Origin of the sequence: Enterococcus sp. AZ104 (assembly GCF_050546705.1) — a bacterium.
GTDB lineage: Bacteria > Bacillota > Bacilli > Lactobacillales > Enterococcaceae > Enterococcus > Enterococcus faecalis.
This window is the reverse complement of the sequence record NZ_CP172952.1, coordinates 2,086,012-2,111,597: the sequence shown is the minus strand read 5'-3', so window position 1 is coordinate 2,111,597 and position 25,586 is coordinate 2,086,012. Positions and strand designations below refer to the sequence as shown.

24 protein-coding genes are annotated in these 25,586 nt (G+C 37.1%); 18 read left to right on the top strand and 6 right to left on the bottom strand.

Going from position 1 to position 25,586, the window contains the following annotated elements:
• The first annotated feature begins 94 nt into the window (after positions 1 to 94).
• From IGJ37_RS10035 to IGJ37_RS10025, 3 genes are all read left to right on the top strand, one after another.
• Positions 95 to 1,108, top strand: a complete 1,014-nt coding sequence (locus tag IGJ37_RS10035; RefSeq protein ID WP_325815095.1) for a CdaR family transcriptional regulator — start codon at positions 95 to 97, stop codon at positions 1,106 to 1,108.
• A 122-nt stretch (positions 1,109 to 1,230) separates the two neighbouring features.
• Positions 1,231 to 2,133: a diacylglycerol/lipid kinase family protein gene (locus IGJ37_RS10030; RefSeq protein ID WP_002359588.1), complete on the top strand. Its 903-nt coding sequence runs from the start codon at positions 1,231 to 1,233 to the stop codon at positions 2,131 to 2,133.
• A gap of 119 nt (positions 2,134 to 2,252) precedes the next feature.
• A complete protein-coding gene (locus IGJ37_RS10025; RefSeq protein ID WP_002384134.1) occupies positions 2,253 to 2,987 on the top strand; it encodes a YcjF family protein in 735 nt (244 codons plus the stop codon).
• A 283-nt stretch (positions 2,988 to 3,270) separates the two neighbouring features.
• On the opposite strand, the gene IGJ37_RS10020 is transcribed toward IGJ37_RS10025, so the two are convergent.
• The 4 genes from IGJ37_RS10020 to IGJ37_RS10005 all read right to left on the bottom strand — a co-directional run bounded on the left by IGJ37_RS10020 (position 3,271) and on the right by IGJ37_RS10005 (position 8,957).
• Positions 3,271 to 4,980 (bottom strand): ABC transporter permease/substrate binding protein, encoded by a 1,710-nt coding sequence (locus IGJ37_RS10020; RefSeq protein ID WP_002356521.1) that lies wholly within the window; start codon positions 4,978 to 4,980, stop codon positions 3,271 to 3,273.
• The gene (locus IGJ37_RS10015) at positions 4,973 to 6,163 is read right to left on the bottom strand and encodes a quaternary amine ABC transporter ATP-binding protein (protein ID WP_002388977.1); all 1,191 of its coding nucleotides are present in this window, start codon (positions 6,161 to 6,163) and stop codon (positions 4,973 to 4,975) included. Before IGJ37_RS10015 ends, IGJ37_RS10020 begins: the two co-directional genes overlap by 8 nt.
• A 200-nt stretch (positions 6,164 to 6,363) precedes the next feature.
• Positions 6,364 to 6,996 (bottom strand): GntR family transcriptional regulator, encoded by a 633-nt coding sequence (locus IGJ37_RS10010; RefSeq protein WP_002356525.1) that lies wholly within the window; start codon positions 6,994 to 6,996, stop codon positions 6,364 to 6,366.
• Positions 6,997 to 7,010: 14 nt separating this feature from the next.
• Positions 7,011 to 8,957 (bottom strand): ABC-F family ATP-binding cassette domain-containing protein, encoded by a 1,947-nt coding sequence (locus IGJ37_RS10005; protein WP_192189996.1) that lies wholly within the window; start codon positions 8,955 to 8,957, stop codon positions 7,011 to 7,013.
• Between the two features lie 213 nt (positions 8,958 to 9,170).
• On the opposite strand from IGJ37_RS10005, the gene IGJ37_RS10000 reads away from it, so the two are divergent.
• Entirely contained in the window at positions 9,171 to 9,821 is a 651-nt protein-coding gene (locus tag IGJ37_RS10000) for a redox-sensing transcriptional repressor Rex (protein WP_002356528.1), read from the top strand.
• 42 nt (positions 9,822 to 9,863) lie between these two features.
• On the opposite strand, the gene IGJ37_RS09995 is transcribed toward IGJ37_RS10000, so the two are convergent.
• Both IGJ37_RS09995 and IGJ37_RS09990 read right to left on the bottom strand, forming a co-directional pair.
• The gene (locus IGJ37_RS09995; RefSeq protein WP_002356529.1) at positions 9,864 to 10,517 is read right to left on the bottom strand and encodes a CPBP family intramembrane glutamic endopeptidase; all 654 of its coding nucleotides are present in this window, start codon (positions 10,515 to 10,517) and stop codon (positions 9,864 to 9,866) included.
• An 18-nt stretch (positions 10,518 to 10,535) separates the two neighbouring features.
• Complete coding sequence (locus tag IGJ37_RS09990) at positions 10,536 to 10,712, bottom strand: hypothetical protein (protein WP_002356530.1); 177 nt, start codon at positions 10,710 to 10,712, stop codon at positions 10,536 to 10,538.
• 232 nt (positions 10,713 to 10,944) lie between these two features.
• On the opposite strand from IGJ37_RS09990, the gene groES reads away from it, so the two are divergent.
• The 14 genes from groES to rnr all read left to right on the top strand — a co-directional run bounded on the left by groES (position 10,945) and on the right by rnr (position 25,584).
• Complete coding sequence (groES, locus tag IGJ37_RS09985; protein ID WP_002356531.1) at positions 10,945 to 11,229, top strand: co-chaperone GroES; 285 nt, start codon at positions 10,945 to 10,947, stop codon at positions 11,227 to 11,229.
• 57 nt (positions 11,230 to 11,286) lie between these two features.
• Positions 11,287 to 12,912: a chaperonin GroEL gene (groL, locus tag IGJ37_RS09980; protein WP_002362559.1), complete on the top strand. Its 1,626-nt coding sequence runs from the start codon at positions 11,287 to 11,289 to the stop codon at positions 12,910 to 12,912.
• 302 nt (positions 12,913 to 13,214) lie between these two features.
• Positions 13,215 to 13,934, top strand: coding sequence for a response regulator transcription factor (locus tag IGJ37_RS09975; protein ID WP_165483246.1), 720 nt, complete (start codon positions 13,215 to 13,217; stop codon positions 13,932 to 13,934).
• A gap of 23 nt (positions 13,935 to 13,957) precedes the next feature.
• Positions 13,958 to 14,668 (top strand): hypothetical protein, encoded by a 711-nt coding sequence (locus tag IGJ37_RS09970; protein WP_010821050.1) that lies wholly within the window; start codon positions 13,958 to 13,960, stop codon positions 14,666 to 14,668.
• A 16-nt stretch (positions 14,669 to 14,684) separates the two neighbouring features.
• A complete protein-coding gene (locus IGJ37_RS09965) occupies positions 14,685 to 16,232 on the top strand; it encodes a glucosaminidase domain-containing protein (protein ID WP_325815092.1) in 1,548 nt (515 codons plus the stop codon).
• Positions 16,233 to 16,450: 218 nt separating this feature from the next.
• On the top strand, positions 16,451 to 16,861 hold the full coding sequence (locus IGJ37_RS09960; RefSeq protein ID WP_002394102.1) for a GtrA family protein: 411 nt from the start codon (positions 16,451 to 16,453) through the stop codon (positions 16,859 to 16,861).
• Positions 16,862 to 16,938: 77 nt separating this feature from the next.
• On the top strand, positions 16,939 to 18,423 hold the full coding sequence (locus IGJ37_RS09955) for a nicotinate phosphoribosyltransferase (protein ID WP_002356538.1): 1,485 nt from the start codon (positions 16,939 to 16,941) through the stop codon (positions 18,421 to 18,423).
• Positions 18,424 to 18,425: 2 nt separating this feature from the next.
• Positions 18,426 to 19,253, top strand: coding sequence for an ammonia-dependent NAD(+) synthetase (gene nadE, locus IGJ37_RS09950; RefSeq protein ID WP_002356540.1), 828 nt, complete (start codon positions 18,426 to 18,428; stop codon positions 19,251 to 19,253).
• 168 nt (positions 19,254 to 19,421) lie between these two features.
• Positions 19,422 to 21,251, top strand: a complete 1,830-nt coding sequence (locus IGJ37_RS09945) for a heavy metal translocating P-type ATPase (RefSeq protein ID WP_025189876.1) — start codon at positions 19,422 to 19,424, stop codon at positions 21,249 to 21,251.
• 91 nt (positions 21,252 to 21,342) lie between these two features.
• The gene (locus tag IGJ37_RS09940) at positions 21,343 to 21,627 is read left to right on the top strand and encodes a (4Fe-4S)-binding protein (RefSeq protein WP_002356543.1); all 285 of its coding nucleotides are present in this window, start codon (positions 21,343 to 21,345) and stop codon (positions 21,625 to 21,627) included.
• Entirely contained in the window at positions 21,617 to 21,892 is a 276-nt protein-coding gene (locus IGJ37_RS09935) for a GNAT family N-acetyltransferase (protein ID WP_002356545.1), read from the top strand. Before IGJ37_RS09940 ends, IGJ37_RS09935 begins: the two co-directional genes overlap by 11 nt.
• Positions 21,893 to 22,059: 167 nt before the next feature.
• On the top strand, positions 22,060 to 22,296 hold the full coding sequence (gene secG / locus IGJ37_RS09930) for a preprotein translocase subunit SecG (RefSeq protein WP_002356546.1): 237 nt from the start codon (positions 22,060 to 22,062) through the stop codon (positions 22,294 to 22,296).
• 145 nt (positions 22,297 to 22,441) lie between these two features.
• Entirely contained in the window at positions 22,442 to 23,215 is a 774-nt protein-coding gene (locus IGJ37_RS09925; protein WP_002384145.1) for an alpha/beta hydrolase, read from the top strand.
• The gene (gene rnr / locus IGJ37_RS09920; protein WP_002387150.1) at positions 23,215 to 25,584 is read left to right on the top strand and encodes a ribonuclease R; all 2,370 of its coding nucleotides are present in this window, start codon (positions 23,215 to 23,217) and stop codon (positions 25,582 to 25,584) included. The genes IGJ37_RS09925 and rnr overlap by 1 nt, the downstream gene beginning before the upstream one ends.
• Positions 25,585 to 25,586: the final 2 nt, after the last annotated feature.

Below are 25,586 nucleotides of genomic sequence, written 5' to 3'. Positions count from 1 at the left end.
CAGTCGTTGATCTGAAGAATTAAGCGTTTGGGACATAAGTCATTGCGGCTTATGTCCCAAACGCTACTCGCTTTTTAGAAAGTTGGCGATAGCAATGTTAAAATTAGACAAAATCCAAGCAAATAAAATTGTTGAAAAGTTGATGGCAGATATTCCTTATAACATCAATATTATGGATGAACGAGGAAAAATTATTGCGAGTGGAGATTCTGCTCGAATTGGGGAGCGCCATCGTGGTGCAGAAAGAGCCATCAATGAACGAAAAAATATTGAAATTTATAAAGATACTTCTTTAGAGAAAAAAGGCACCAATGAACCGATTATTTTGAATGATCACATTTTAGGTGTCGTAGGCATTTCAGGAGAACCAGACGAGGTGCGCAAATTTACCAAGCTTGTGCGCTCGATTGTTCTTTTACTGACAGAAGAATTAAATACACAACAAGAACGCGAAAAAAAGAAGAAACAAAAAAATCAGTTTATCCAGCACTTAATGCATGTTGATTCTGCTTACTCAGAAGCCTTAAAACTTGAAGCGTTGGAACTATATAACCTTCAATTAGACGACCAGAATCATTGTGTACTGACCAAGGACAAGCGCTTATTATCCAGTTTTTATCTTGGCCATGAAATATTTGAATGGGAAAATTGTTATCTGGTGATTACTTCTGAACTACCTCAGATAACAAAGCCAGTAACAGAATATCTTGTGATAAGTTCGGAAAAAGCCACGATTCAACAAATGGTCCAAGAGGCACAAAACACGTATTTACTTCTATCGTTTCTCCAATTAGAAAAGGCTAAGTTTTACCAAGCAGAAGATTTTTTTATTCAAGGAATTTTTAATTTTCCTTTTCATATTGAATTGGATTTTTTTGAAACCATCCAGACGATTTATGATGAATACTATGAAACCGTTATTTTTTTCGCCAATCATAACTTAAACATCAATGAAACCTCACAAGTATTACATATCCATCGAAATACATTGAATTACCGTTTGAAACGAATTCATGAATTGACGGGGATAGATCCAAAAGTTTGGCAAGATTTTTGGAAATTGTTCTATTATTTTGCCTATTGCTTTAAAGAACGTTTTGAAAAGTAGTGAGGAGCAGGGATGCTTGTTTGTTAAGCAAGTGTCAGCATATTTTTCGCCAGAATCAAAAATATCTTTTATAATAATTGTAAGGAATCAAACGATTTAGATATCAATGAGGAGTGGTACCAGTGAAAAAAGCAGTTTTAATTGTTAACCCCAGTTCTGGTGGTGAAAAAGCCAAAGAATTTGAAACGTTAGCAGAAGAAAAATTAAAGCAGTTATTTGATGAAGTTGTAGTGAAACAAACAGAAAAAGGCGGCGATGCAGAACAATTTGCCCGTGAAGCTGCGGAAAGTCACTTCGACAGTGTTTTCGTAATGGGGGGAGATGGAACCGTTAATGAAGGAATTAGCGGGTTGGCAGAACAAGCTTACCGCCCAAAATTTGGCTTTTTTCCTTTAGGAACGGTGAACGATTTAGCGCGAGCCTTGAATTTACCGATGGACCCTGAAGAAGCGATTCAACAATTAGATTTAGAAAAAACCAGTGCTTTAGATGTGGGGAAAATCAATGACGACTACTTTATGAATGTCGTTGCGATTGGGACGATTCCAGAGTCAATTAACGACGTGGACGTTGAACAAAAAACGAAGTTAGGAAAACTCGCTTATTTTATTTCAGGTGCCAAACATTTAGCGAATGCTCAAACGTATCCTTTTCATTTAAGATTGGATCAAAAAGAACAAACCATTGAAAGTAGTACCGTTTTAGTTGGCTTAACGAATTCAATCGGTGGGTTTGAAACATTATTACCAGAGGCCCAAGTGGATGATGGCAAACTTCATTTAGTTTATTTAAAAGATCAATCATTATGGGATGCAGTAAAAGCAGTCCCAGATTTGTTAAAAGGAGTCGACCAGTCCACTGATAATTTAGTTTACCTAACCTTTAAAGAAGGAACAATCTCCTTAGAAAACCAAGAAGAATTAACCACTAATGTGGATGGTGATGAAGGAGCTGCTTTGCCAATTACGCTGAAGATTTTGCCTAAACACTTGACGGTGTATTGCGGTGAAGAACAAACAAAATAGCTGATTTTTTGAGAAAAGCTAGAACATTTCTATTTGTTTAAAAAACAGATAAGTTCTGGCTTTTCAAATCATCTAAAAGAGAATCAATCAGGGGCTATGCTATACTTTGTTTCTACATATTGATAGATAAAGGAGTTAATGAGATGAGAAGAAAAAAACATAAAAACAAAAAGAAACAAGAACTTTTTGAAGAGATTGAAAAACAAGAATTAGCAGAACAAGAAACTAAGCAATTGAATGAAGAAATCGAAGACCCAGAATTTCGTTCTTTTTTTCAAGATGTCTTGAAAAAATTTCCACAAAAAACGTCTACGGCCATAATGAATGCTTTCGCAACTTCTAAAGGTAAAGCAGAACAATTAGTGACGAACAGTCAAACACAACTCGACAAAGTATTTGATGAATTTTTGGCTGGTGTTTCACCTGACGTGAAAAAGAAAAGTCATCAAACGATTCATTTTGCTGCATTGTCAGCAGCAATTATTGGGTTTTCGCCAATTCCATTTTCGGATGCTTTTTTACTGGTACCTGTTCAATTAACTATGATGTCACGGCTGCATAAAATTTTTGGTCAGTCTTGGTCTGAAAGCTTAGGGAAAAGTTTAACCAAAGAATTAGTAGTGGTTAGTTTAGGTAAGAGTGCAGTCGGGAATATTCTAAAAGTGATTCCTGTTGTCGGAACTGTGACTGGTGGCATGGTCAATGCTTCAGTTGCGGTAGCAATTACGGAAGCGCTTGGCTGGGTTACCGTCAAAATGTTAAACGATGGTGTTGATATCTTTGATGATGTGATGTCTTTCAAAGGACAATTTTCAACATTATTTAAAGCCATCCAAAATGCTAAAAAGAAATAATCGCTGTATTGATTAACTAGGGTGAGACAGATTTAAACTTTTTTAAGTAATTCGTAGCAAATTTCCAAGGTTTTCGTCACAAATTATTCACAGGTTCTCGTTAATATATAAGCATACCAACAAAACACCCAACATAAACACTTTTCATTTTTACTCCTCAAGTAAAAATAACTCCTTTCCACTCAGTCTACCCAACTGAGTGGTTTTTTTTTCGAAAAAAGAGGGCGTTGAACAATTTGTTCAACGTCCTCTTTTAATAGATGGGGAAGTCATTTGTTAAGAATTATTTTTTCCATTCTGCTACTTGGTCTTTATGTGAATCAACCCAATCGCGTGCAGCTTCTTGTGGGTCTTTGCCTTCGTTAATTTCTAACATGACAGATTCCATATCCTTAGTTGTCCAATGGAAATTATCTAACACTTTGTAAGCTTCTGGTTGATCTTCTTTTAGGCCTTGGCGAGCCATTGTGTGAATCGCTTCTTCGCCGCCCATAGTGCCTTTTGGATCAGCTAAATATTTTAAATCATATTTTGCAAACATCCAGTGAGGAGACCAGCCAGTAATAACGATGTCTTCGTTGTTTTTAATTGCTTGTCCTAAGGCGACAGTCATGGCACCTGATGAAGAAGTTTCAACAGACCAATCTTTCAAATTAGGATAAGCTTCTTTAGTTTTCTCTGCTGCTGCAACAACACCAGCCCCAGGTTCAATTCCAGTAATCTTTTTCCCAGCTTGATCAGATAAATCTTCGATAGAATCAACATCCATATAAGAAGGGACGACAATTCCTAGCTTCGCGCCTTTAAGGTTTTCACCAAGGTCGTCTAATTTATCTTTATATTGTTTATATTGCTCTGCGTGAGTTCCTGGCAGCCACGCACCAACCATGGCATCTGTTTCACCTTTAGCTACAGATTCCCACATAATTGCGTTATCTAAAGGAGTCGTTTTAACATCATACCCCATATCTTTTAAGACTTCGGCAACAACATGTGTGGAGGCTACTTCGGTATCCCATTCCACATAAGAAAGGGAAATTTGCTTATCATTTGTTGTTGTAAAAATTGAAGCACCAACTAAGCCAGCAACAATTACAACAACCGCTGCAATAATCCCATATTTTTTCTTTTTAGAGGTGGCACCAGCTGCTTTAGGGGCTGCTTTTTTATTATTTAAATGTTGAGTAAAACGGTCAATGATAATCGCTAAAATAACTAAAGCCACACCATTTACGAAACCGTTCCCGACTTGCGCACGTTGTAAAGCGGAAAGGACGCCACGTCCTAATCCAGGCGCACCAATCATTGAAGCAATAACTACCATTGATAGGGCTAGCATGGTTGTTTGGTTAACACCAGCCATAATCGTGTTTTTGGCTAAAGGTAATTCTAATTTGAATAATTTTTGCCAGCCAGTACTACCGTAAGAATCAGCTGCTTCAACAAGTTCATTTGGCACTTGTCGAATTCCTAAGTTCGTAAAGCGAACGGTTGGTGGTAAAGCGAAGATAACAGAGGCGAAGACCCCAGGAACCATACCAATTCCGAAGAATGCAACGGCTGGAATCAAGTAAACGAAACCAGGCATTGTTTGCATGAAGTCCAAAATCGGTGTAATAATACTCTTGGCTTTTTCGCTTTTCGCCATTAAAATCCCTAGTGGCACACCAATGATAATGGAAATAACACTAGAAAGTAAAACTAACGTAACGGTACTCATTAAATCGTTCCATAAGTTTTGATTATAGATAAACATTAAGCCGATAAACGTGAATAAACTTAAGCCAATTTTTTTATTAGAAATAAAGAAAGCAGCAATCGTTAATAGCACGATCAGCACAAGTGGTGGTACGGCTGTTAGTAAGGCAGTAATGTTGTCCATTACACTTTGACCAATTGTTTGTAAAAAGCTGAATAACCCAGCAAATGTTGAAGTTAACCAATCAGTAAAACTTTCAACCCAAGACGCGACAGGTAATTGATACTTATTCATGTTCGTTCACCTCTGTTTCTGCAAGTGCTTCAAGTACGCTACCACGGATGACCACGCCTAATAGTTTGCCGTTATCAGTCACGGCAAGAGGCGTTTGTGCATCATAAATCAGTGGGAAAATATCATTCACTAACATATCTTTGTCGATTGTTTGAATTTCTGGATCCACACATTCTACAAGAGAAGTCCCGTTTTTACGCGCTTCTAAAGCTTTTTCTGCGCGTACCACGCCTTTTAGTTGGCGTTTTTTATCCACGGCGAGTAACATACTCACTTCTTCTTGACGCATCCGTTTTAAAGCAACAGTTGGGCCATCAATTTCAATGTTAGTAGTTAAAGCAGGTACCATAATATTTTGGGCAGTTAAGACTTTTGAACGATCCACATCTTCCACGAAGGTTCGCACATATTCGTTGGCTGGGTTGGTTAAAATTTCTTCTCCAGTCCCAATTTGCATAATTTGACCATCTTTCATCAAAGCAATCCGATCGCCGATTCGTAAAGCTTCATTCAAATCATGTGTGATAAAGATAATGGTTTTTTTGACATTTTCTTGTAAATCTAATAGTTCGTCTTGCATTTCACGACGAATTAACGGATCAAGAGCAGAGAACGCTTCGTCCATTAATAAAATTTCTGGATCGTTAGCCAAGGCACGAGCAAGGCCGACACGTTGTTGCATCCCACCAGATAATTGACTTGGTAATTGGTCTTTAAAAGCAATTAAGCTAGAATTTTCTAAGGCTTTTTCAGCTTTTGCTTGGCGTTCTTCTTTAGGAACACCACGAATTTCTAAACCATATTCCGTATTTTCTAAGATAGTTCGATGGGGGAAAAGACCAAAGTTTTGGAAAACCATGCTCATTTTATTTCGACGTACTTCACGTAATCCTTCTTTATCTAAAGAAGAAATATCTTGTCCATCAATATAAATATTTCCTGAAGTTGGTTCAATCAAACGATTTAATAAACGAATTAATGTTGATTTCCCACTTCCTGATAACCCCATAATAACGAAAATTTCGCCTTCTTCAACTTCGAAATTTACATCATAAACACCGACTGTGGCACCCGTTTTTTCTAAAATTTCTGTTTTGCTTTTGTTGGCACGAATCATTTCAAGTGCCGGTTTGGTTTTCTTACCAAAGATCTTGGTAAGGTGATTTACTTTTACTTTTGGCAAATCATTGTTCCTCCTCATTAAAAAAAGTGACTACATCAGACTACTATAAAGTTGTCACTTTGTCAAATTAGATGAAAATCTTTCTGAAAATGAAGAAAAACAGTATTTTAACTAGGTTTTATAGTGGTTTTTTATGAAAAATAGAAATAATAAATAAAAAAAGTGACTATTTACCGCAAGATAAGTAGTCACTTTTTTGTTTAAGGATAAAAGAAATTCTGCACTCGTTGTAAGGTTGATTCGTCATGTCCAACAAAATAAAGTGTGTCGTTCAACGAAATCTTTGCATATGGACCAGGTGAGACCAGAAGCTCTTCTTTGTGTTTGATGGCGATAATCGTTGCCGAAGTGTTTTGCCAAAAATTCATTTCGCTAATCGTCGCCTCAAGATAAGCAGCTTCTTCTGTTAAAACTAATGAATAAGGATTCATTGGATTGAAAGAATCAAAACGCTTTGTTTGTTCAACAAGAGTATCTAGAATGCTAGAAAAATGAGTAAGTTCTTCTTTTTGTTTCGCTACGCTATCTAGCAATTCTTCTTTAATTTCAGCAATCGTTTGAACGTCTTGATATTGTGTCACAAAGTCCTGCGCTTTTTCTTTTGATGCCACATAGAAGCCGCTGCCGTGTTTGGCTTTAACGATTTCTAAATCGACTAAAACGATAATGGCTTTGCGAGCTGTTTCTGGCGACACTTGGTATTGGTTAGCTAGGGTGGAACGGGCATGGATTTTATCTCCAACATGTAATTTGCCTTCTGCAATTTTTTCCGCAACATCAACGGCGATTTGCTGATATTTGGGCTTCGTTAAACTGATTTTTTTGGAAGCCATAGTGAATCCCTCCGTTAATTGTTATTTTCCATTTCTTCTAATTCTAAACTGAAATTTTCCCATTGCTCAAGTAGTTCATCTTGTTGCTGACGAGCGTCATCTAATTGTTGGTTTAAAGCCAGCAATTCAACATGATTTTCTAGAATGTCTGGTTGACTCATTTGTGCTTCTAATTGTGCAATTGTCGTATCTAACTGAGCAAGATTTTCTTCGACTTGTGTTATTTTTCTTTGCAAAGTACGGAGTAATTTTTGTTGCTCCTTGTTTTGATAAAAGGTATTTTTGGCTGTAACTGGTTCGGGTTTTTTCGCCGCTTCTTCATTAGCTAAGAGGGCAGCGATTTCTTCTTCCTCTTGTTTCTTTTCTAAATAATAATCATAGTCGCCTAAATAAAGTTTGCTGCCTTTTTCAGAAAGCTCAACAACTTTTGTTGCAATTCGATTGATAAAGTAACGGTCATGGGAAACGAAGAGGATGGTTCCTTCATAATCAATCAGCGCATTTTCTAAAACTTCTTTATTATCGATATCCAAGTGATTGGTTGGCTCATCGAGAATCAAGAAATTGTCACGATCCATCGCTAATTTTGCTAATGCCACACGGGCTTTTTCGCCACCGCTTAATAAAGGAATCGTTTTTTCAACATCATCTCCACTGAAGAGAAAGCCGCCTAAAATACTTCGAATCTCTTTTTCAGGTGTGGTTGGGTGTTCATCCCATAATTCCGCTAAGACCGTTTTATTGCCATGTAAATTGGCTTGCTCTTGGTCATAGTAACCTACAGAAACATTGGTGCCAAAAGTTTTACTTCCTTTAATGAAAGGAATGCGGTCAATAATTGATTTCAAGAGAGTGGATTTACCAATTCCGTTCGGTCCGACTAAGGCAATGGCTTCTTTGCGACGAATATCCAAGTGAATAGGTTCGGATAAAATATGTTCTGGGTCGTAACCAATGGCGGCATCTTCGACTTGTAAAACAACATTTCCCGAGACTTTTTCACTATCGAAAAGAAAATGCGCCGATTTTTCATCTCCTTGAGGTCGGTCTAAACGGTCCATTTTTTCTAATACTTTTCGGCGACTTTGTGCACGTTTCGTTGTAGATGCACGAACCAGATTTTTGGCAACGAAATCTTCTAACTTATTGATTTCTTCTTGTTGCTTTTCATATGCTTTCCATTCACTGGCTAATTGTTCTGCTTTTAACTCTAAGTATTTGGAATAGTTTCCTTTGTAGTGAGTCATTTTTTTGCGACTCAGTTCATAAACTTCATTAACTACCTTATCTAAAAAATAACGATCGTGGGAAACAATTAATAGGGCGCCGGGATAACTTGGCAAATAAGATTCCAGCCAAGAAAGCGTCTCGATATCTAAGTGGTTTGTAGGCTCGTCCAGAATTAAAATGTCTGGTTTTTGTAAAAGCATTCTCGCTAATGCAAGCCGGGTTTTTTGACCACCAGATAAGGTTTGAATATCTTTCGTGTAAAAGGATTCATCAAAGCCAAAGCCGTGAAGGACTGAACGAATTTCATTTTCATAGCCGTAGCCATTTTTTTCAGAAAATGTATGTTGCAATTGATCGTACTCTTTTAAAATTCCTTCATAAACGGAAGTGGTTGGCTCCATTTCACTAATTTTAGTTTCTAATTCTCGCATACGCTGTTCCATTTCTAGGATGTCAGCAAAGGCTTTTGTCATTTCTTCCCAAACGGTTTTATCTGATTCTAAGCCGGTATTTTGAGCTAAATAACCTAACGTAACAGTTTTATTTTTGGCAATGGTTCCGCTATCGGGAGCATCAATGCCTGCAATGATTTTTAAAAAAGTCGATTTTCCAGCACCATTACGACCAACTAAGGCAATCCGACTTTTTGTTGCAATTTCTAAATGTATGTTTTCAAACAATGTTTCCGAGCCAAAATGCCGGGCAACTTGATTTGCTTGTAATAAAATCATCAGTAGTCCTCATTTCTAAATTCATTGCCCTTAGTGTAGCATAAAATCTGCTAAAATAGCACGTATCAAAAAATGCTTTGTGAAGGTTTATACCTTTTATCACAAACTTTTGAAGAAAAATGCTATTTTTGAGCCATAGAATTGCTTTTTATTGTGAAAAACTGCTATTATGTTAATGGATAAGATTTAAGTGAAAGTATTGGAGGTCCAATTGTGAAAGATCAAGTTATTCCAAAAGCAACGGCGCGACGCCTTCCTTTATATTATCGCTACTTAAGAATGTTACATGATACAGGAAAAAATAAAGTCTCATCAACTGAATTAAGTGAAGCGGTACAAGTAGACAGTGCGACTATTCGTCGTGACTTTTCATATTTTGGTGAATTAGGTAAACGTGGGTACGGCTATGATGTTGAAAACTTAATGAACTTTTTTGCAAAAACATTGAATGAAGATGAGTTAACCAATGTCGCATTAATCGGGGTTGGTAATTTAGGAAGTGCTTTATTAAAGTACAAATTCCATCAAAGCAACAGTATTCGTGTAAGTTGCGCATTTGATGTGAATGAAGATATTGTGGGACGCATTGTTGACGGTATTCCGGTTTATCCAATGGAAGATATGATGGAACAAATCCGTGTTCAACAAATCGAAGTAGCTATTTTAACTATTCCAGCTCGCAAAGCGCAAGAAGTTGTGAACAAACTTGCTGAAGCAGGGGTTAAAGGAATTCTAAACTTTACGGCTGCGCGTTTAGTAGCGCCACCTGAAGTATTAATTCAAAATGTTGACTTAACCAACGAATTACAAACATTAATTTATTTCTTACATCATGACAACGAATTGATTGACGAAGAAGAATAAGCAAAAGAAAAGGGCCTAGTCGTTTAGACGAAGGCCCTTTTCTTATTGAATTGCACCATTATGCAAAAGTAGTTGAACAATAATCACAATCGTATTCATGCCGCAATGGGCAATAATTGAGGTCCAAATTTTTCCAGTTTGCTTGTACAAAAGAGCAAAGAAAAATCCCATAAAGAAATAAACAAAAAAGTGACCATCGGCATGTGCGAGTGAAAAAATCGCCGAACTAACAGTAGCCGCAATCCAGAAATTTGTAAAAGGCTGGATTAAATGGATAAATGCATAACGAAAGACGAATTCTTCCATAATCGGACCACCGATAGTAGTTGCCAAAATAAATAAAGGATTTGCCAAAATCACCGCTACAATAGCTTGTGTATTTTGAGAAGTAGCTTGTTCTCCTGTGATGGCTACTTCAATGGCAAAAGTAACCCCTTGAATCAGCATGGCAATGAAAATCCCACTAACACCTAGTAAAAAAATAAAAATAGGTGATTTCAAGGTTGCTGTTTCCTCTAAAGGAGAAGGTTCTGTTGTTTTTAAAAAGATGCCAATCATTACAAGGGCGCCAATAATGTAGAGAGCAGTTGTCACATTAATCGCTGCATTGGGGGAAATACCCGAAAAAAGTAACGGCCCGAAAAAAGCGATAATGTATGTGACTAAAATAAATAAACTTGATTTTCTTAAGGTCATGGTTAATCCTTTCTATAATTATTTTTTACGATTATTGCGATATCCTAATAAAAGAAAAACGAATAAGAAAAAGAAAAGAGATTCCCAAAGTGTCGAAACAATTCCTTCTGTGACACTGAAAACAAGATTTCCTAAATTCGCTATCACAAAATAAACGAAGGTTGCTATTAATGCTGTAAGTAAACGTTGTTTCATTTTATTCGCCTCCAATCGTAGTCAATTTATTTTACCATGAATTAAAGGATTGGAAAAACATTCCATGAAAAAAGAATACGCAATAAAAAATGCGTATCTTATAATTGACAAGAAAAAGAGAGAAAAGACTTGCATTTTTAGAGTGAAATGAGTATTATAAATAGTGTGAGTTAGCACTCTTATGTATCGAGTGCTAAAATAAGCGAAAACTTTTTATTTGGAGGGATTTATTGTGTTAAAACCATTAGGCGATCGCGTCGTAATTAGAGTCGCGAAAGAAGAAGAAAAAACTGTTGGAGGAATTGTTCTTGCATCCGTTGCAAAAGAAAAACCACAAACAGGTGAAGTTATCGCAGTAGGTGAAGGTCGTGTGCTTGAAAATGGCACAAAAGTTCCGATGGAAGTAAAAATTGGTGACACAGTAATGTTTGAAAAATATTCAGGAACAGAAGTGAAATACGAAGGCGTAGAATACTTAATTGTATCAGCCAAAGACATTATTGCCACTGTTGAATAATAAACAACTTTTACAGAATAATATAATAGAAGAAAAAAATTATGAGGTGAAGAAATCATGGCAAAAGAGATTAAATTTGCAGAAGATGCACGTGCAGCAATGCTACGCGGAGTAGATGTATTAGCAGATACAGTGAAAGTGACATTAGGCCCTAAAGGTCGTAATGTTGTTTTAGAAAAATCATTTGGTTCACCATTGATTACTAACGATGGAGTAACAATTGCTAAGGAAATTGAATTGGAAGATCATTTTGAAAACATGGGTGCAAAATTAGTTTCAGAAGTTGCTTCTAAAACGAATGATATTGCTGGTGACGGAACAACAACAGCGACTGTTTTGACACAAGCCATTGTTCGTGAAGGCTTAAAAAACGTAACTGCTGGAGCTAACCCATTAGGTATTCGCCGTGGGATTGAATTAGCAACAAAAACAGCAGTAGAAGAATTACACAATATTTCATCTGTAGTTGATTCAAAAGAAGCGATTGCACAAGTCGCTGCTGTTTCATCAGGTTCTGAAAAAGTCGGCCAATTAATTGCCGATGCAATGGAAAAAGTTGGTAACGACGGCGTAATTACCATTGAAGAATCAAAAGGGATTGAAACAGAATTAGATGTGGTTGAAGGAATGCAATTCGACCGCGGTTATTTATCTCAATACATGGTTACTGACAACGATAAAATGGAAGCTGTTTTAGAAAATCCATATATCTTAATTACCGACAAAAAAATCTCAAATATTCAAGATATCTTACCTTTATTAGAACAAATTCTACAACAAAGCCGTCCACTATTGATTATTGCGGATGATGTTGATGGGGAAGCTCTACCAACATTAGTATTGAACAAAATCCGTGGTACATTTAATGTTGTCGCAGTAAAAGCGCCAGGATTTGGTGACCGCCGCAAAGCGATGCTTGAAGATATTGCTATTTTAACAGGTGGTACAGTAATCACTGACGACTTAGGGTTAGAGTTAAAAGACACAACTATTGAAAACTTAGGAAATGCTAGCAAAGTAGTTGTCGACAAAGATAACACAACAATTGTCGAAGGTGCTGGTTCAAAAGAAGCCATTGATGCCCGCGTTCATTTAATTAAAAACCAAATCGGCGAAACAACGTCTGATTTTGATCGTGAAAAATTACAAGAACGTTTAGCTAAATTAGCTGGCGGGGTTGCTGTCGTTAAAGTCGGTGCTGCAACTGAAACAGAATTAAAAGAATTAAAATTACGAATTGAAGATGCATTAAACGCAACACGTGCCGCTGTAGAAGAAGGAATGGTTTCTGGTGGTGGTACCGCACTTGTCAATGTAATTGGTAAAGTCGCTGCGCTAGAAGCTGAAGGCGATGTGGCAACAGGGATCAAGATTGTCGTTCGTGCATTAGAAGAACCAATCCGTCAAATCGCTGAAAATGCTGGTTATGAAGGATCAGTGATTGTTGACAAACTAAAAAATGTTGACTTAGGTATCGGATTCAATGCAGCTAACGGTGAATGGGTAAACATGGTTGAAGCCGGTATTGTTGACCCAACAAAAGTAACTCGTTCTGCCTTACAAAATGCAGCTTCTGTGTCAGCTTTATTATTAACAACTGAAGCAGTCGTTGCAGACAAACCAGAACCAGCTGCACCAGCTCCTATGATGGATCCATCAATGGGCATGGGCGGTATGATGTAAAAATAAAAAAGTATTCTAAAAGCTTACGATTGAAAAATCGTAAGCTTTTTTTTACATAAAGAATAAATAATCTAAATAATATCTTTGCTTATGGTGTTTTCTCAAATATTTACTCAATTAACAAAAAAGATGATAATTTAAAGGCTTCGTTTTAGCTAGACAGCCTTGTTTTTATTCGATAAAATTTAGTAATAACAATCATTTTTTGAAAACTAGTAGTTGGTAATTTTTATTTATTAATAGAATATAAATAAAAATTATTATATTTTGAAGGGGAATATTAGGAAGATTGAGGTGGAAAAATGGAAAAATATACAATTGGTGTCGTTCCTTTGACAATTGAAACAAAAGAATACTGTCAAAATTGGTTTGTTAGTAATCAAGTAGAATGTCAGATCATCCAAGGAACAAATATACTTCTTCATTTGCACCATATTGATGGATTAGTGATTGAAGTTACTGACCACCAGCAAGTAAATACTTGTTGTGAGTTATTAATGACGATTCGCAAGCAGTCAGATTTACCGATTTGGTTATTTTCTCGGACAGAAGTAATTAGTAAAGTCAATCGAATTATTTATTTACAATTAGGTGCAGATGGCGTTTTTGATCATTCTTATGATCGTCAAGAATGCATGTTAAGCATGAGTAATTTATTGCAACGTGTAAAAAGACGTTTTTATCCTAAATTAGCTATTGCAAACAAGGAACAAACAGTTACTAAGAATCTTTCTGAGAGATTGTATTTAATTGCGCCAAATTTGAGTGTTTGCTTGGGAAGTGGAGAAGAAATTCTTTTAACAAAATTGGAATTTTTCACAATAGAGTATTTATACAAACACGCAGGACAAACAATTACATATGAAGAACTCTACAAAAATGTCTGGAAAGATACTGCGAATGAACGAAAATATCGTGTCGCTAATGTGATTTTCCATTTGCGCAAAAAAATTGAACAAGATGTGAACAAACCACAATATATCAAAACAATTCGTTCAAAAGGCTATATGTTAACGGTGTAAAAGGTACGAAGGAGGAGAAAAAGATGTGGCAATTTTTGACTAAAAACAATGAAGATGAGGAGTATGAGAAGATGCCGGATTTTGAAAATGAACAATCGATGAAAGCACAACCAACGGTAACAGAAGAAGCAATCTTTGATGACGAGGTCGTTTATGCAAAAGAGCAATCCGCAAAAGTAAAACAGGTCCAGCAACAAGTGCCGACTGAACTGTCAGAAGAGTCATTTTCTTTTGTTGAAAAACTAGAAGAAGAAAATCAACTATATCAGCAATCCATTAAAAAGCTAACGGAGCAATTATTAATGCAAACCAATGAAGTGGAAGCATTACAAAAACAAGTAGTCGAAAAAGATGTTCAACTTAAACATGTTAAAGAAACATTAAGTGATAAAGAAACAACTATCACTTCTTTACAGAAACAATTGTCTGAAGAAAAGATGCAACAGAGACAGACCAGTGAAGAGAATTTAGACACAGCCGTTACGCTTTCTCAAAAAGAAATTGGCGAAGTGTTATTAGAAGCCAAACGTCAAGCAAAAGAAACAATTAGTCAAGCCAAACAACAAGTTGCAACAGTTCATGAAGAAATGGAACAACGTTTAGCAACTTTAACACGCATGAAGCAAGTAGCAAGAGAGTACCAAGCTTATTGTGAACAAATGCTGACAATCAAGAATGAATCAACAGGAACGTACCAACAGATAGAGCAATTATTAGCAGAAATAAAGAGGTAAATGAAGGAGAAATGCGATGAAAAAAAGAAAGGCAAGATATTTGAAGTTGGTATGTATTGGAATTTTAGGGATTTATGCGGGAGCCAGTTACTACAATTCGGAACCATTAATCGCTCAAGAAGAGACCGAAACGAGGGACGAAAGTCGACAGCTATCGCTGGAAGAAAAAAGAGCGGACCAAGCCAATCAAGATCAAGGAACCCTTACTTCTTCAACGCTGAACGAAACAATAATAAGTTCGTCTGAACAACAAGAAAGTTCAACACAAAATGACAACAGTGACCATCAGGAAAATAATGTGGAACCATTAGAATCTGAAAATAGTTTACCGCCACAAGAAAAGACAATTGCTAGTACTAAACCAACCGAATCGTTACAAAATGAGCAACCAGTATCTGAAGAGCGTAAAGCGCTCACTGAGAAGTCACCTCATAATCAGGAACCACAAAATTCTACATTAACTGAAAAGACCAAAGAGCCGTTGGTACATTCAGAGGTAGACAATAGTCAAGAAAAGGAAAAGCAAGCAGGAATTCAACAACAAGCCGAGGCAAATTTTGTTGTCCAAGAGAATGCTTCTACTTCTGAGTTTATTAGAAAAATCGGTGAAGAAGCACGAGTTATTGGTCAGCGACATGATCTATACGCTTCTGTCATGATAGCTCAAGCTATTTTAGAGAGTGGCTCGGGCAATAGTGCGTTAGCGGCGGCGCCAAATTATAATTTGTTTGGCATTAAAGGAGCTTACCATGGTCAAAGTGTCAGCTTTCCCACACAAGAAGATGATGGTAAAGGGAAGATGACCACCATTCATGCCGATTTTCGTCAGTATCCTTCCTATAAAGAGTCATTAACAGACTATAGTAAATTAATCATCAATGGGCTGGCGGGTAATCCAACGTTTTATCACGGCGTTTTGAAAGCAAACACGACGGATTATCAGCAGGCAACAAAATTTTTAACAGGTCGTTATGCAACGGATACATATTACGATAAAAAATTAAACGCGTTGATTGAAACCTATCAATTAACTGAATACGATCAAGAAAAGAAGAAACCAGTAGTGACTAATTTGGCAGAAGAAAAGAAACCTTCGTTTGATAAGGAAGCAGTCAAAGAACAGCTAAAAAAAGAAGCAGTCGTCTACGAAGTAAGCAAAGGAGATTCTCTCGCCACCATTAGCCAGACGTTTGGTGTGTCAGCAACAGCCATTTTAAAGCAAAATTCAAAGATTCAAGAAATGTTTTATATTGGCCAAAAGATCACGATTCCTCAGCATACAGCGGCGACTTCTCTAGAACCGAAAGAACAAGCGTTACTTCAATCACTAATAATCAGTAAATCGGTGACTAATGCTTTGAAAACAGCAGAGCAATCAAATGGTAAAGCGAATGACTCAAAAACAGAGTCTACTGAGTATTATGAAGTAAAAAGAGGAGAGACACTCGCAAAAATTGCAAAAAAAACGGGCTATTCCTTAACCGCCCTCAAGCAGGCAAATGACTTAACGTATTCTGTATTAACCGAAGGACAAACGATAGCACTTCCTAAGCTAAAGGACTAATGCTGATTTAACTTATCGGTCTATGGAGTCAATATATTATTAGAGTAAGAGTAGAGGATAAGTTCATTCATGGATGAACTTATCCTCTACTCTTATTATGTTTTTCATAAATACTTAATAAATAGTAAAATTAGCAAGAGAATTGTGTCTTTACACAAAATAGATAGGTTTTCTTGCCGAAGTTTGATAAAATGATTAGTTGAAAGGATGCGTGAAAATTGAAAGAATTATTTCGTAAATACCGAGAAGTACTGGCTTATTTATTTTTTGGTGGTGCAACGACTGTCGTCAACTTAGTTGTGTTTTTTGTTTGTCAAAACATGTTAGGGCTGGATTACAAGATAAGTAACGCAATTAGTTGGTTTTTATCTGTTCTATTTGCCTTTTTCACGAATAAATATTGGGTATTCGCAAGTAAGCATGAAAGCATAGCTGGTTTTTTTAAAGAAATGGGCTTATTTTATTGGTACCGAATTTTATCTTTTGTGGCTGATATGGGTTTAATGATTCTCCTAATTGATGGCATTCATTTTTCATCGTTTTGGGCGAAAATGATTACACAAGTTGTAGTAGTGATTTTAAATTATTTCTTCAGTAAATTTTTCATTTTTAAAGAAAAAGAGGTCTAAGCAGATTTTAGGCTAAAAAAAATTTTTTTGTTATAATATAAACAAGTTTTTAATACAAAGAATAGAGGTAGAAAACGATGGACTATACATATGCAGATGATAGTTTGACATTGCATACAGATATGTATCAAATCAATATGATGCAAACATACTGGGAATTAGGGAGAGCAGATTTACATGCTGTTTTTGAATGTTACTTTAGAGAGATGCCCTTTAATCATGGCTACGCAATTTTTGCAGGTTTAGAACGTTTAGTCAATTATCTCGAAAATTTAACGTTCACAGAATCTGATATTGCATATCTCCGAGAAGTTGAAGAATATCCAGAAGATTTCTTGACGTATTTAGCAAATTTTGAATTTAAATGTACTGTACGCTCTGCTTTAGAAGGGGATTTGGTTTTTAATAACGAACCGTTAATTCAAATTGAAGGTCCTTTGGCACAATGTCAATTGGTAGAAACTGCCTTGCTAAATATGGTGAATTTCCAAACATTAATTGCGACAAAAGCGGCTCGAATTAAATCCGTGATAGGCGATGATCCTTTATTGGAATTTGGAACACGCCGGGCACAAGAATTAGATGCTGCCATTTGGGGCACAAGAGCCGCCTATATTGGTGGGGCGGACGCGACAAGTAATGTTCGTGCTGGTAAAATTTTTGGTATTCCGGTTAGTGGGACTCATGCCCATTCATTGGTTCAGTCGTATGGAAATGATTATGAGGCATTCATGGCGTATGCCAAAACACATCGGGATTGCGTTTTCCTTGTTGATACGTATGATACTTTGAAAGCTGGAGTGCCAAGCGCAATTCGAGTAGCTCGAGAAATGGGTGATAAAATTAATTTCCTAGGTGTGCGGATTGATAGTGGCGATATGGCTTATATTTCTAAACGAGTTCGTGAACAACTGGACGAAGCTGGCTTTACTGAAGCAAAAATTTATGCATCGAATGATTTAGATGAAAATACGATTTTGAATCTAAAAATGCAAAAATCAAAAATTGATGTATGGGGCGTGGGTACCAAGCTGATTACCGCCTATGATCAACCGGCTTTAGGAGCGGTGTTTAAATTAGTTTCAATTGAAGGTGAAGATGGTCAAATGAAAGATACCATTAAACTATCTAGCAATGCTGAAAAAGTGACAACACCAGGGAAAAAACAAGTCTGGCGCATTACACGTAAATCTGATAAAAAGTCAGAAGGGGACTATGTGACACTTTGGAACGAAGATCCTCGCCAAGAAGAAGAAATTTATATGTTCCATCCCGTTCATACCTTTATTAATAAGTATGTCCGTGATTTTGAAGCACGGCCAGTACTCCAAGATATTTTCGTTGAAGGAAAACGTGTGTATGAATTACCAACTTTAGATGAAATTAAACAATATGCAAAAGAAAATTTAGATTCACTTTGGGAAGAATACAAGCGGGACTTGAATCCGCAGAAATATCCAGTGGACCTTTCAACAGATTGTTGGAACCACAAAATGAATTTATTGGAAAAAGTGCGTAAAGACGTTAAACATTTAACGGAAACGGTGAATAAGGAGGCCTAGAAATGACAACACTTCAAGAAAAAATCATTCAAGAGTTAGGTGTTTTACCGACAATTGATCCAAAAGAAGAAGTTCGTAAAAGTATTGATTTTCTGAAAGCTTATTTAACTAAACATCCTTTTTTAAAAACCTTTGTCTTGGGAATTAGTGGCGGACAAGATTCAACATTAGCTGGTCGCTTAGCACAATTAGCGATGACTGAAATGCGCGAAGAAACAGGAGATATGTCGTATCAATTTATTGCGATTCGCCTTCCATACGGTGAGCAAGCAGATGAAGCTGATGCACAAGCTGCGCTAGCCTTTATCCAGCCAGATGTTTCTTTACGAGTGGATATTAAACCAGCAGTGGATGCAATGGTTGGTTCGCTAGAAAACGCTGGTGTTCAAATTAGCGATTTTAATAAAGGGAACATGAAAGCACGTCAACGTATGATTACACAATATGCAGTAGCTGGCGAAAATGCTGGCGCAGTAATTGGCACAGACCACGCAGCCGAAAATGTCACAGCTTTCTTCACCAAATATGGCGATGGCGGAGCGGATATTTTACCGTTATTTCGTTTAAATAAGCGCCAAGGAAAAGCTTTGCTGAAAGAACTTGGGGCACCAGAAGCCTTGTATCTAAAAATACCAACAGCTGATCTAGAAGATGACAAACCGTTAGTTGCAGATGAAGTTGCCTTAGGTGTCACGTATGATGCCATTGATGACTATTTGGAAGGCAAAAAAGTCTCGGAAACAGATCAACAAACAATTGAAAACTGGTATAAAAAAGGACAACACAAACGGCATTTACCCATTACAATTTTTGATGATTTTTGGAAATAAAAACACAGACCATCGGCGAATGAACGATGGTCTGTGTTTTTTTTACATAACTACTTTTCAGAAAGTAAACGTTGCTACAGCAACTATCCTATGATAATGAAAGTCGTTTTCATTTAGGCGTTTTCACTTTCTTTTTCAAAACAGAAAAGGTACGCTCAATAATGTAAAGTGAATGATGGGAGAGAAAAAGAGATGAAGCATGTAACAAAATTGGGGATTACAATTATAACAGGAGTTTTGGCATTATTATTTGAATTTATTTTACATCAGCCGAATTGGGCGTATGGTATTATTTTAATAACAGGTTCTGTAATGGCGTTAATGATGTTCTGGGAAATGATTCAAACCTTACGTGAAGGAAAATATGGTGTCGATATTTTAGCGATTACCGCTATCGTTGCAACCTTAGCTGTGGGAGAATACTGGGCCAGTTTGATGATTTTAATTATGTTGACTGGTGGTGATTCATTAGAAGACTATGCTGCTGGAAAAGCTAACCAAGAGCTGAAGTCATTATTGGATAACTCGCCACAAAAAGCTCATCGCTTGAATGGCGAAAATTTAGAAGATGTTTCTGTTGAGGAAATCAATGTTGGCGATGAATTAGTAGTAAAACCAGGGGAACTAGTTCCAGTTGATGGCTTGGTAAAAACCGGGACATCAACAGTCGATGAATCTTCATTAACAGGAGAATCAAAACCAATTGAAAAAAATCCTGGGGATGAATTAATGTCTGGTTCCGTGAATGGTGATGGCTCTTTGAAAATGGTTGCTGAAAAAACTGTAGCAGACAGTCAATATCAAACAATTGTGAACTTAGTGAAAGAATCTGCGGCACGTCCAGCTCATTTTGTACGTTTAGCAGACCGCTATGCGGTACCTTTTACACTAGTTGCCTACCTAATTGCAGGTGTTGCTTGGTTTGTCTCAAAAAGTCCGACACGCTTTGCGGAAGTCTTAGTGGTTGCTTCGCCGTGTCCTTTAATTCTATCTGCCCCAATTGCTTTAGTGGCAGGGATGGGTCGTTCAAGTCGTCATGGGGTCGTTATTAAATCGGGAACGATGGTCGAAAAATTAGCTTCTGCAAAAACGATTGCGTTTGATAAAACAGGCACGATTACGCAAGGACAACTTTCTGTTGATCAAGTCCAACCAATCAATGCTGGAATAACTGCTGCTGAATTAGTGGGATTGGCAGCAAGCGTGGAACAAGAATCAAGTCATATTTTAGCTAGATCAATTGTTGCTTATGCCAGAAAGCAAGATGTCCCATTAAAAAATATTACAGATCTAGCGGAAGTTTCTGGTGCTGGCGTGAAGGCATTTGTGGATGGTGCTGAGATACGGGTAGGTAAAAAGAATTTTGTGACACAAGAGTCTCAAGCAACTGAAAAAATTGATAAAACGACTATTCATATTTCACGTAATGGCACATATTTAGGCCGAATTACTTTTACAGACACTGTACGCCCAGAAGCAAAAGAGACTATGGAAAAATTACACCAATTACATCTTCAACGAATTTTAATGCTGACGGGGGATCAAGAATCCGTCGCAGAAACGATTGCTGCAGAAGTAGGAATTACCGAAGTACATGGGGAATGTTTACCACAAGATAAATTAACTATTCTAAAAGAATTGCCTAAAGAAAATCATCCAGTCATCATGGTAGGAGATGGTGTAAATGATGCACCTTCGCTTGCCGCTGCAGACGTAGGTATTGCTATGGGCGCTCATGGAGCTACTGCGGCTAGTGAAACTGCTGACGTTGTTATTTTAAAAGATGACTTAAGTAAAGTCAGCCAAGCGGTCGAAATTGCCCAAGATACCATGAAAATTGCCAAACAATCTGTATTAATCGGAATTTTTATCTGCGTTTTACTAATGCTAATTGCTAGTACCGGGATCATTCCGGCGCTAATCGGGGCTATGCTACAAGAAGTCGTGGACACTGTGTCAATCTTATCTGCTTTGCGTGCTCGTCGAATTGGCAAGTAAGGTGGAACAATTAATTGCCTGAATGTCCAGCTTAGTGGTAAAATAAAGGTACGTTTTTAATATTAATAAGTTACAGGGGAGAGATTGTGCAATGAAAGGAAACCAAATAGATGGGCAACCAGTCACGGAAGAACAACTATTAAAAGAAGGCTACCGTAAATATACGGGGGAAGGAATTGATATCTTTTATAATAAAGATATTTGTGAACATATTGGTAATTGTGTTCGTGGAAATCCAGAAGTCTTTGAAGTTGGTCGGAAACCATGGATTATTCCAGATAACGGAAGTGTTGAAAATGACATGATTGTGGTAGATTCATGTCCAAGTGGTGCTCTAAAATATATTCGGAAAGCAGGGAACGAATATGCAAATTAAAGAAGAAAACAATCGTTTTGCTCTATATAACGATGAAAACCAAGAAATTGGTGAAATGACTTGGTCAGATGCTGGCGAAAGCATGATGATTATTGATCATACGTTTGTTGATCCAACTTATCGTGGACAAAAATTAGCTGAAAAACTTGTTTTAGCAGGTGTTGAAAAAGCGAGAAAAGAGCATAAAAAAATTATTCCGCTATGTCCATTTGCCAAAAAAGAATTTGATACTAAACCTGAATACGGAGACGTATTGAGAAAATAAAAAATAAGTTAGCAACAGCCGCAAGTAGAAATTTGATTCCTACTTGCGGCTGTTGCTATTAGAGACAAATAAGGAAAGACATCAAATTTCACTGGTGTTTACAGATAAAATATGCTACATTAAAGTAGATGAATTTCGCATATTTGTATAAAAAGGAGAATTAACGCATGTATAATCTAATCTTAACGTTGGTCATCATTTTATCTGTTTTAATCGTCATTACTGTTATGATGCAACCAAGCAAACAAAACAGTGCAGCAAGTGCCTTCACTGGCGGTGCAGATAAATTATTTGGGAAGCAAAAAGCGCGCGGTTTTGAAGCTGTTATGCAACGCTCAACAGCAGTTCTTGGCGCAATTTGGATGATTTTATTATTTGTTTTGGCGTTCTTATCTTCAAAATAAGTACGTAATCTTTTAAAATGACAAGTTTAGAACAGAGAGATGAGTGCGGACACTTATTTTTCTGTTCTTTTTCTTTCTGAAAAAGTCTTTGAAACTTATCATTTCGGAAGGTTTTCTTTTGAGAATATGATAGAATGAAGCTGAGGTGAGCGAAGTGGCAAAAAAAATCAATTTACCGAAGCCGTTATTTTCAGAAAAAGGAAAACGGGCGGTCCTTTTATTACACGCTTATTCTGGCAGCAGTAATGATGTACGGATGTTAAGCAGACGTTTAGAAAAAGAAAATTATACTGTCTATTCGCCTAATTTTTCAGGACATGGCACGCTAGTTCCTGAAGATATTTTAGATCAAACAACGGAACAATGGTGGCAAGATACACAAGAAGCAGTCGCTTTTTTGAGAGAAAGAGGTTACCAAGAAATTGCCATTTTTGGTTTATCAATGGGCGGGATTTTCAGTATGCATGCATTAACGGAACAATTAACAGGATTAATTGGTGGTGGATTTTTCTGTTCACCTATCTACCCTGTCGAAAATAAAGTCCCAGAAAATTTCGTATTATACGCAGAAAATGTGATGAAAATCGCAGAAGTTCCTGCAGAGGAACAACAAAGCCGGTTGCAATCGATTGAGCAACGAGTCAAACAACAATTAGGAGCGATTGAAACGATTGCTAGTCAGACGGCTGACAAACTAAACAAAATCCACGCACCTCTTTTCTTAGCGCAAGCTGGCAAAGATGAAATGATTGAGCCAATGGGCGTCTATCAAACGGCCCAAGCGCTAACACAAGCACGTGTGACCTTACAATGGTACCCAAACAGCGGACATGTCATTACGGTGAGTGGAGAACACAAACAATTAGAGCAAGATGTGGTGCAATTTTTAGCAACACTACCTTGGAATGAGGAGAAATAATGACAAAACAAACAATTAAAGAGCAAATTTTACATTTCATGGAAAGCCAAAAAAAGAAAAGCTTTTCAATGGAAGAAATTGCACAAGGCTTGAATTTAGAAAAAAGTTCAGATTTTAAAATTTTAGTGCAAACCATTGCACAAATGGAACGAGAAAAGTCAGTTAGTTTCAACAAAAAAGGCAAAGTCCTGTTACCAATGAAAGACTTATTAATAGAAGGAACGTTTCGTGCAAATGAACGAGGCTTTGGTTTCGTGACCATCGATCCTGAAGAACCAGATGTTTACATTCCTAAAGAGGCAACGAACTTTGCAATGGATGGAGATACGGTTTTAATCGACGTGATCCAACATGCGGATCCTTTTTCAGATCGCGGCGCAGAAGGTAAAGTCAAAGAAATTAAAGAGCGAGCAGTGAGCCAAGTTGTCGGAGAATTTGTGGCATATAGTGAAGAAGAAATGGCAGAAATGGGACTGTATGGCTACATGATTCCCAAAGATAAGAAATTGAATCAGTATACTGTATCAATTGCACCTGAAGGGATTAAGCCAGTAGATGGTAGCATTGTCATTGCTGAAATTACCTATTATCCAGATCAAGAATATCCAACGAGTATGGAAGGACTAGTCAAACAAGTGATTGGTCATAAAAATGATCCAGGAATGGATATTTTATCAATCGTGGTGGCTCATGGAATTCCCACAGCATTTCCTGATGAAGTTTTGGCTGAAGCGGACCAAGTACCAGAAACTATTGCAGAAAGCGATTTAGTCGGTCGTCGGGATTTACGTGATCAGTTGATTGTGACGATTGATGGAGAAGATGCGAAAGATTTAGATGATGCAGTAACGGTACAAAAGTTAGCAAATGGCAATTTCTTTTTAGGGGTGCATATTGCAGATGTTTCTTATTATGTAACTGAAGGAAGCCAATTGGATATGGAAGCGTATGAACGTGGTACAAGTGTCTATTTGACAGACCGAGTTGTGCCAATGATTCCGCAGCGATTATCAAATGGGATTTGTTCGCTAAACCCACATGTTCCACGTTTAACCATGAGTTGTGAGATGGAAATTACACCAGAAGGAGAAGTTATTTCGCATGAAATTTTCCAAAGTGTAATCCAAACAACGGAGCGAATGACCTATACAGCAGTCAATGAAATTTTAGAAGAGCAAAAACCTGAAACGTTAGAACGCTACAAAGAACTAGTTCCCATGTTTAAAGAGATGGGTGAGCTGCACCATATATTAGAAGAGATGCGTATGCGCCGTGGTGCGATTTCTTTTGAAGATCGTGAAGCCAAAGTCCTAGTTGATGAAAATGGTCATCCCAAAGATATTCTTTTACGCACGCGTGGTGTGGGTGAACGATTAATTGAATCCTTTATGTTGGCAGCGAATGAAACTGTGGCGCGTCATTATCATGACTTAAAACTGCCATTTATTTATCGGATTCATGAACAACCAAAAGAAGAAAAAATGCAACGTTTCTTTGATTTCGCTGCAGTACTTGGCATTCTTGTTAAAGGAACAAAAGAAAATATTTCACCGAAAGATTTACAAAAAGTTTTAGAGCAAGTTGAAAATAAGCCGGAAGAAGTGGTTATCAATACGATGTTGCTAAGAAGTATGCAACAAGCGAAATACTCAGAAGACAACTACGGACACTATGGGTTGGCTGCTGAATATTATACGCATTTCACTTCACCAATACGTCGTTATCCAGATTTAATTGTGCATCGTTTGATTCGTAGCTATAGCCAAGATCAATCTGAAAAAAATCAAGAAAAATGGAACGAAGCATTACCAGAAATTGCCAACCATAGTTCAAGTATGGAACGTCGCGCAGTTGATGCAGAGCGTGAAGTGGACGCCATGAAGAAAGCCGAATTTATGGTAGATAAAGTGGGAGAAACGTATGACGGGATTATCAGCTCAGTCACAAAATTTGGTATCTTTGTGGAACTGCCTAATACAATAGAAGGCTTGATTCACGTGAACAACTTAAAACAAGATTATTTCCACTTTATTGAAAATCATATGGCGTTAGTTGGTGAACGGACGGGAATGACTTTGAAAATTGGTCAGAAAGTTCAAATCCGTGTTGAAAAAGCTGATCCAGAAACAAGAGAAGTTGATTTTGAATTGATTTCAGCTGAAGAAGTTGCGCCAGTCGAAGGACCAAAAGGACGTAAAAAAGGTAAAGCCAATTCTTCAACTCGTTCAAATAATCAACGAAGAAATAAAAAAGATGAATCATTTGATGGTAAGAAAAAGAAAAATAAGAAAAAAGGCAAAGGCAAAAAACAACCTTTTTATAAAGAAGCAATGAAACAAAAAAATAAAAAAGGGAAAAAGAAGAAGTAGAG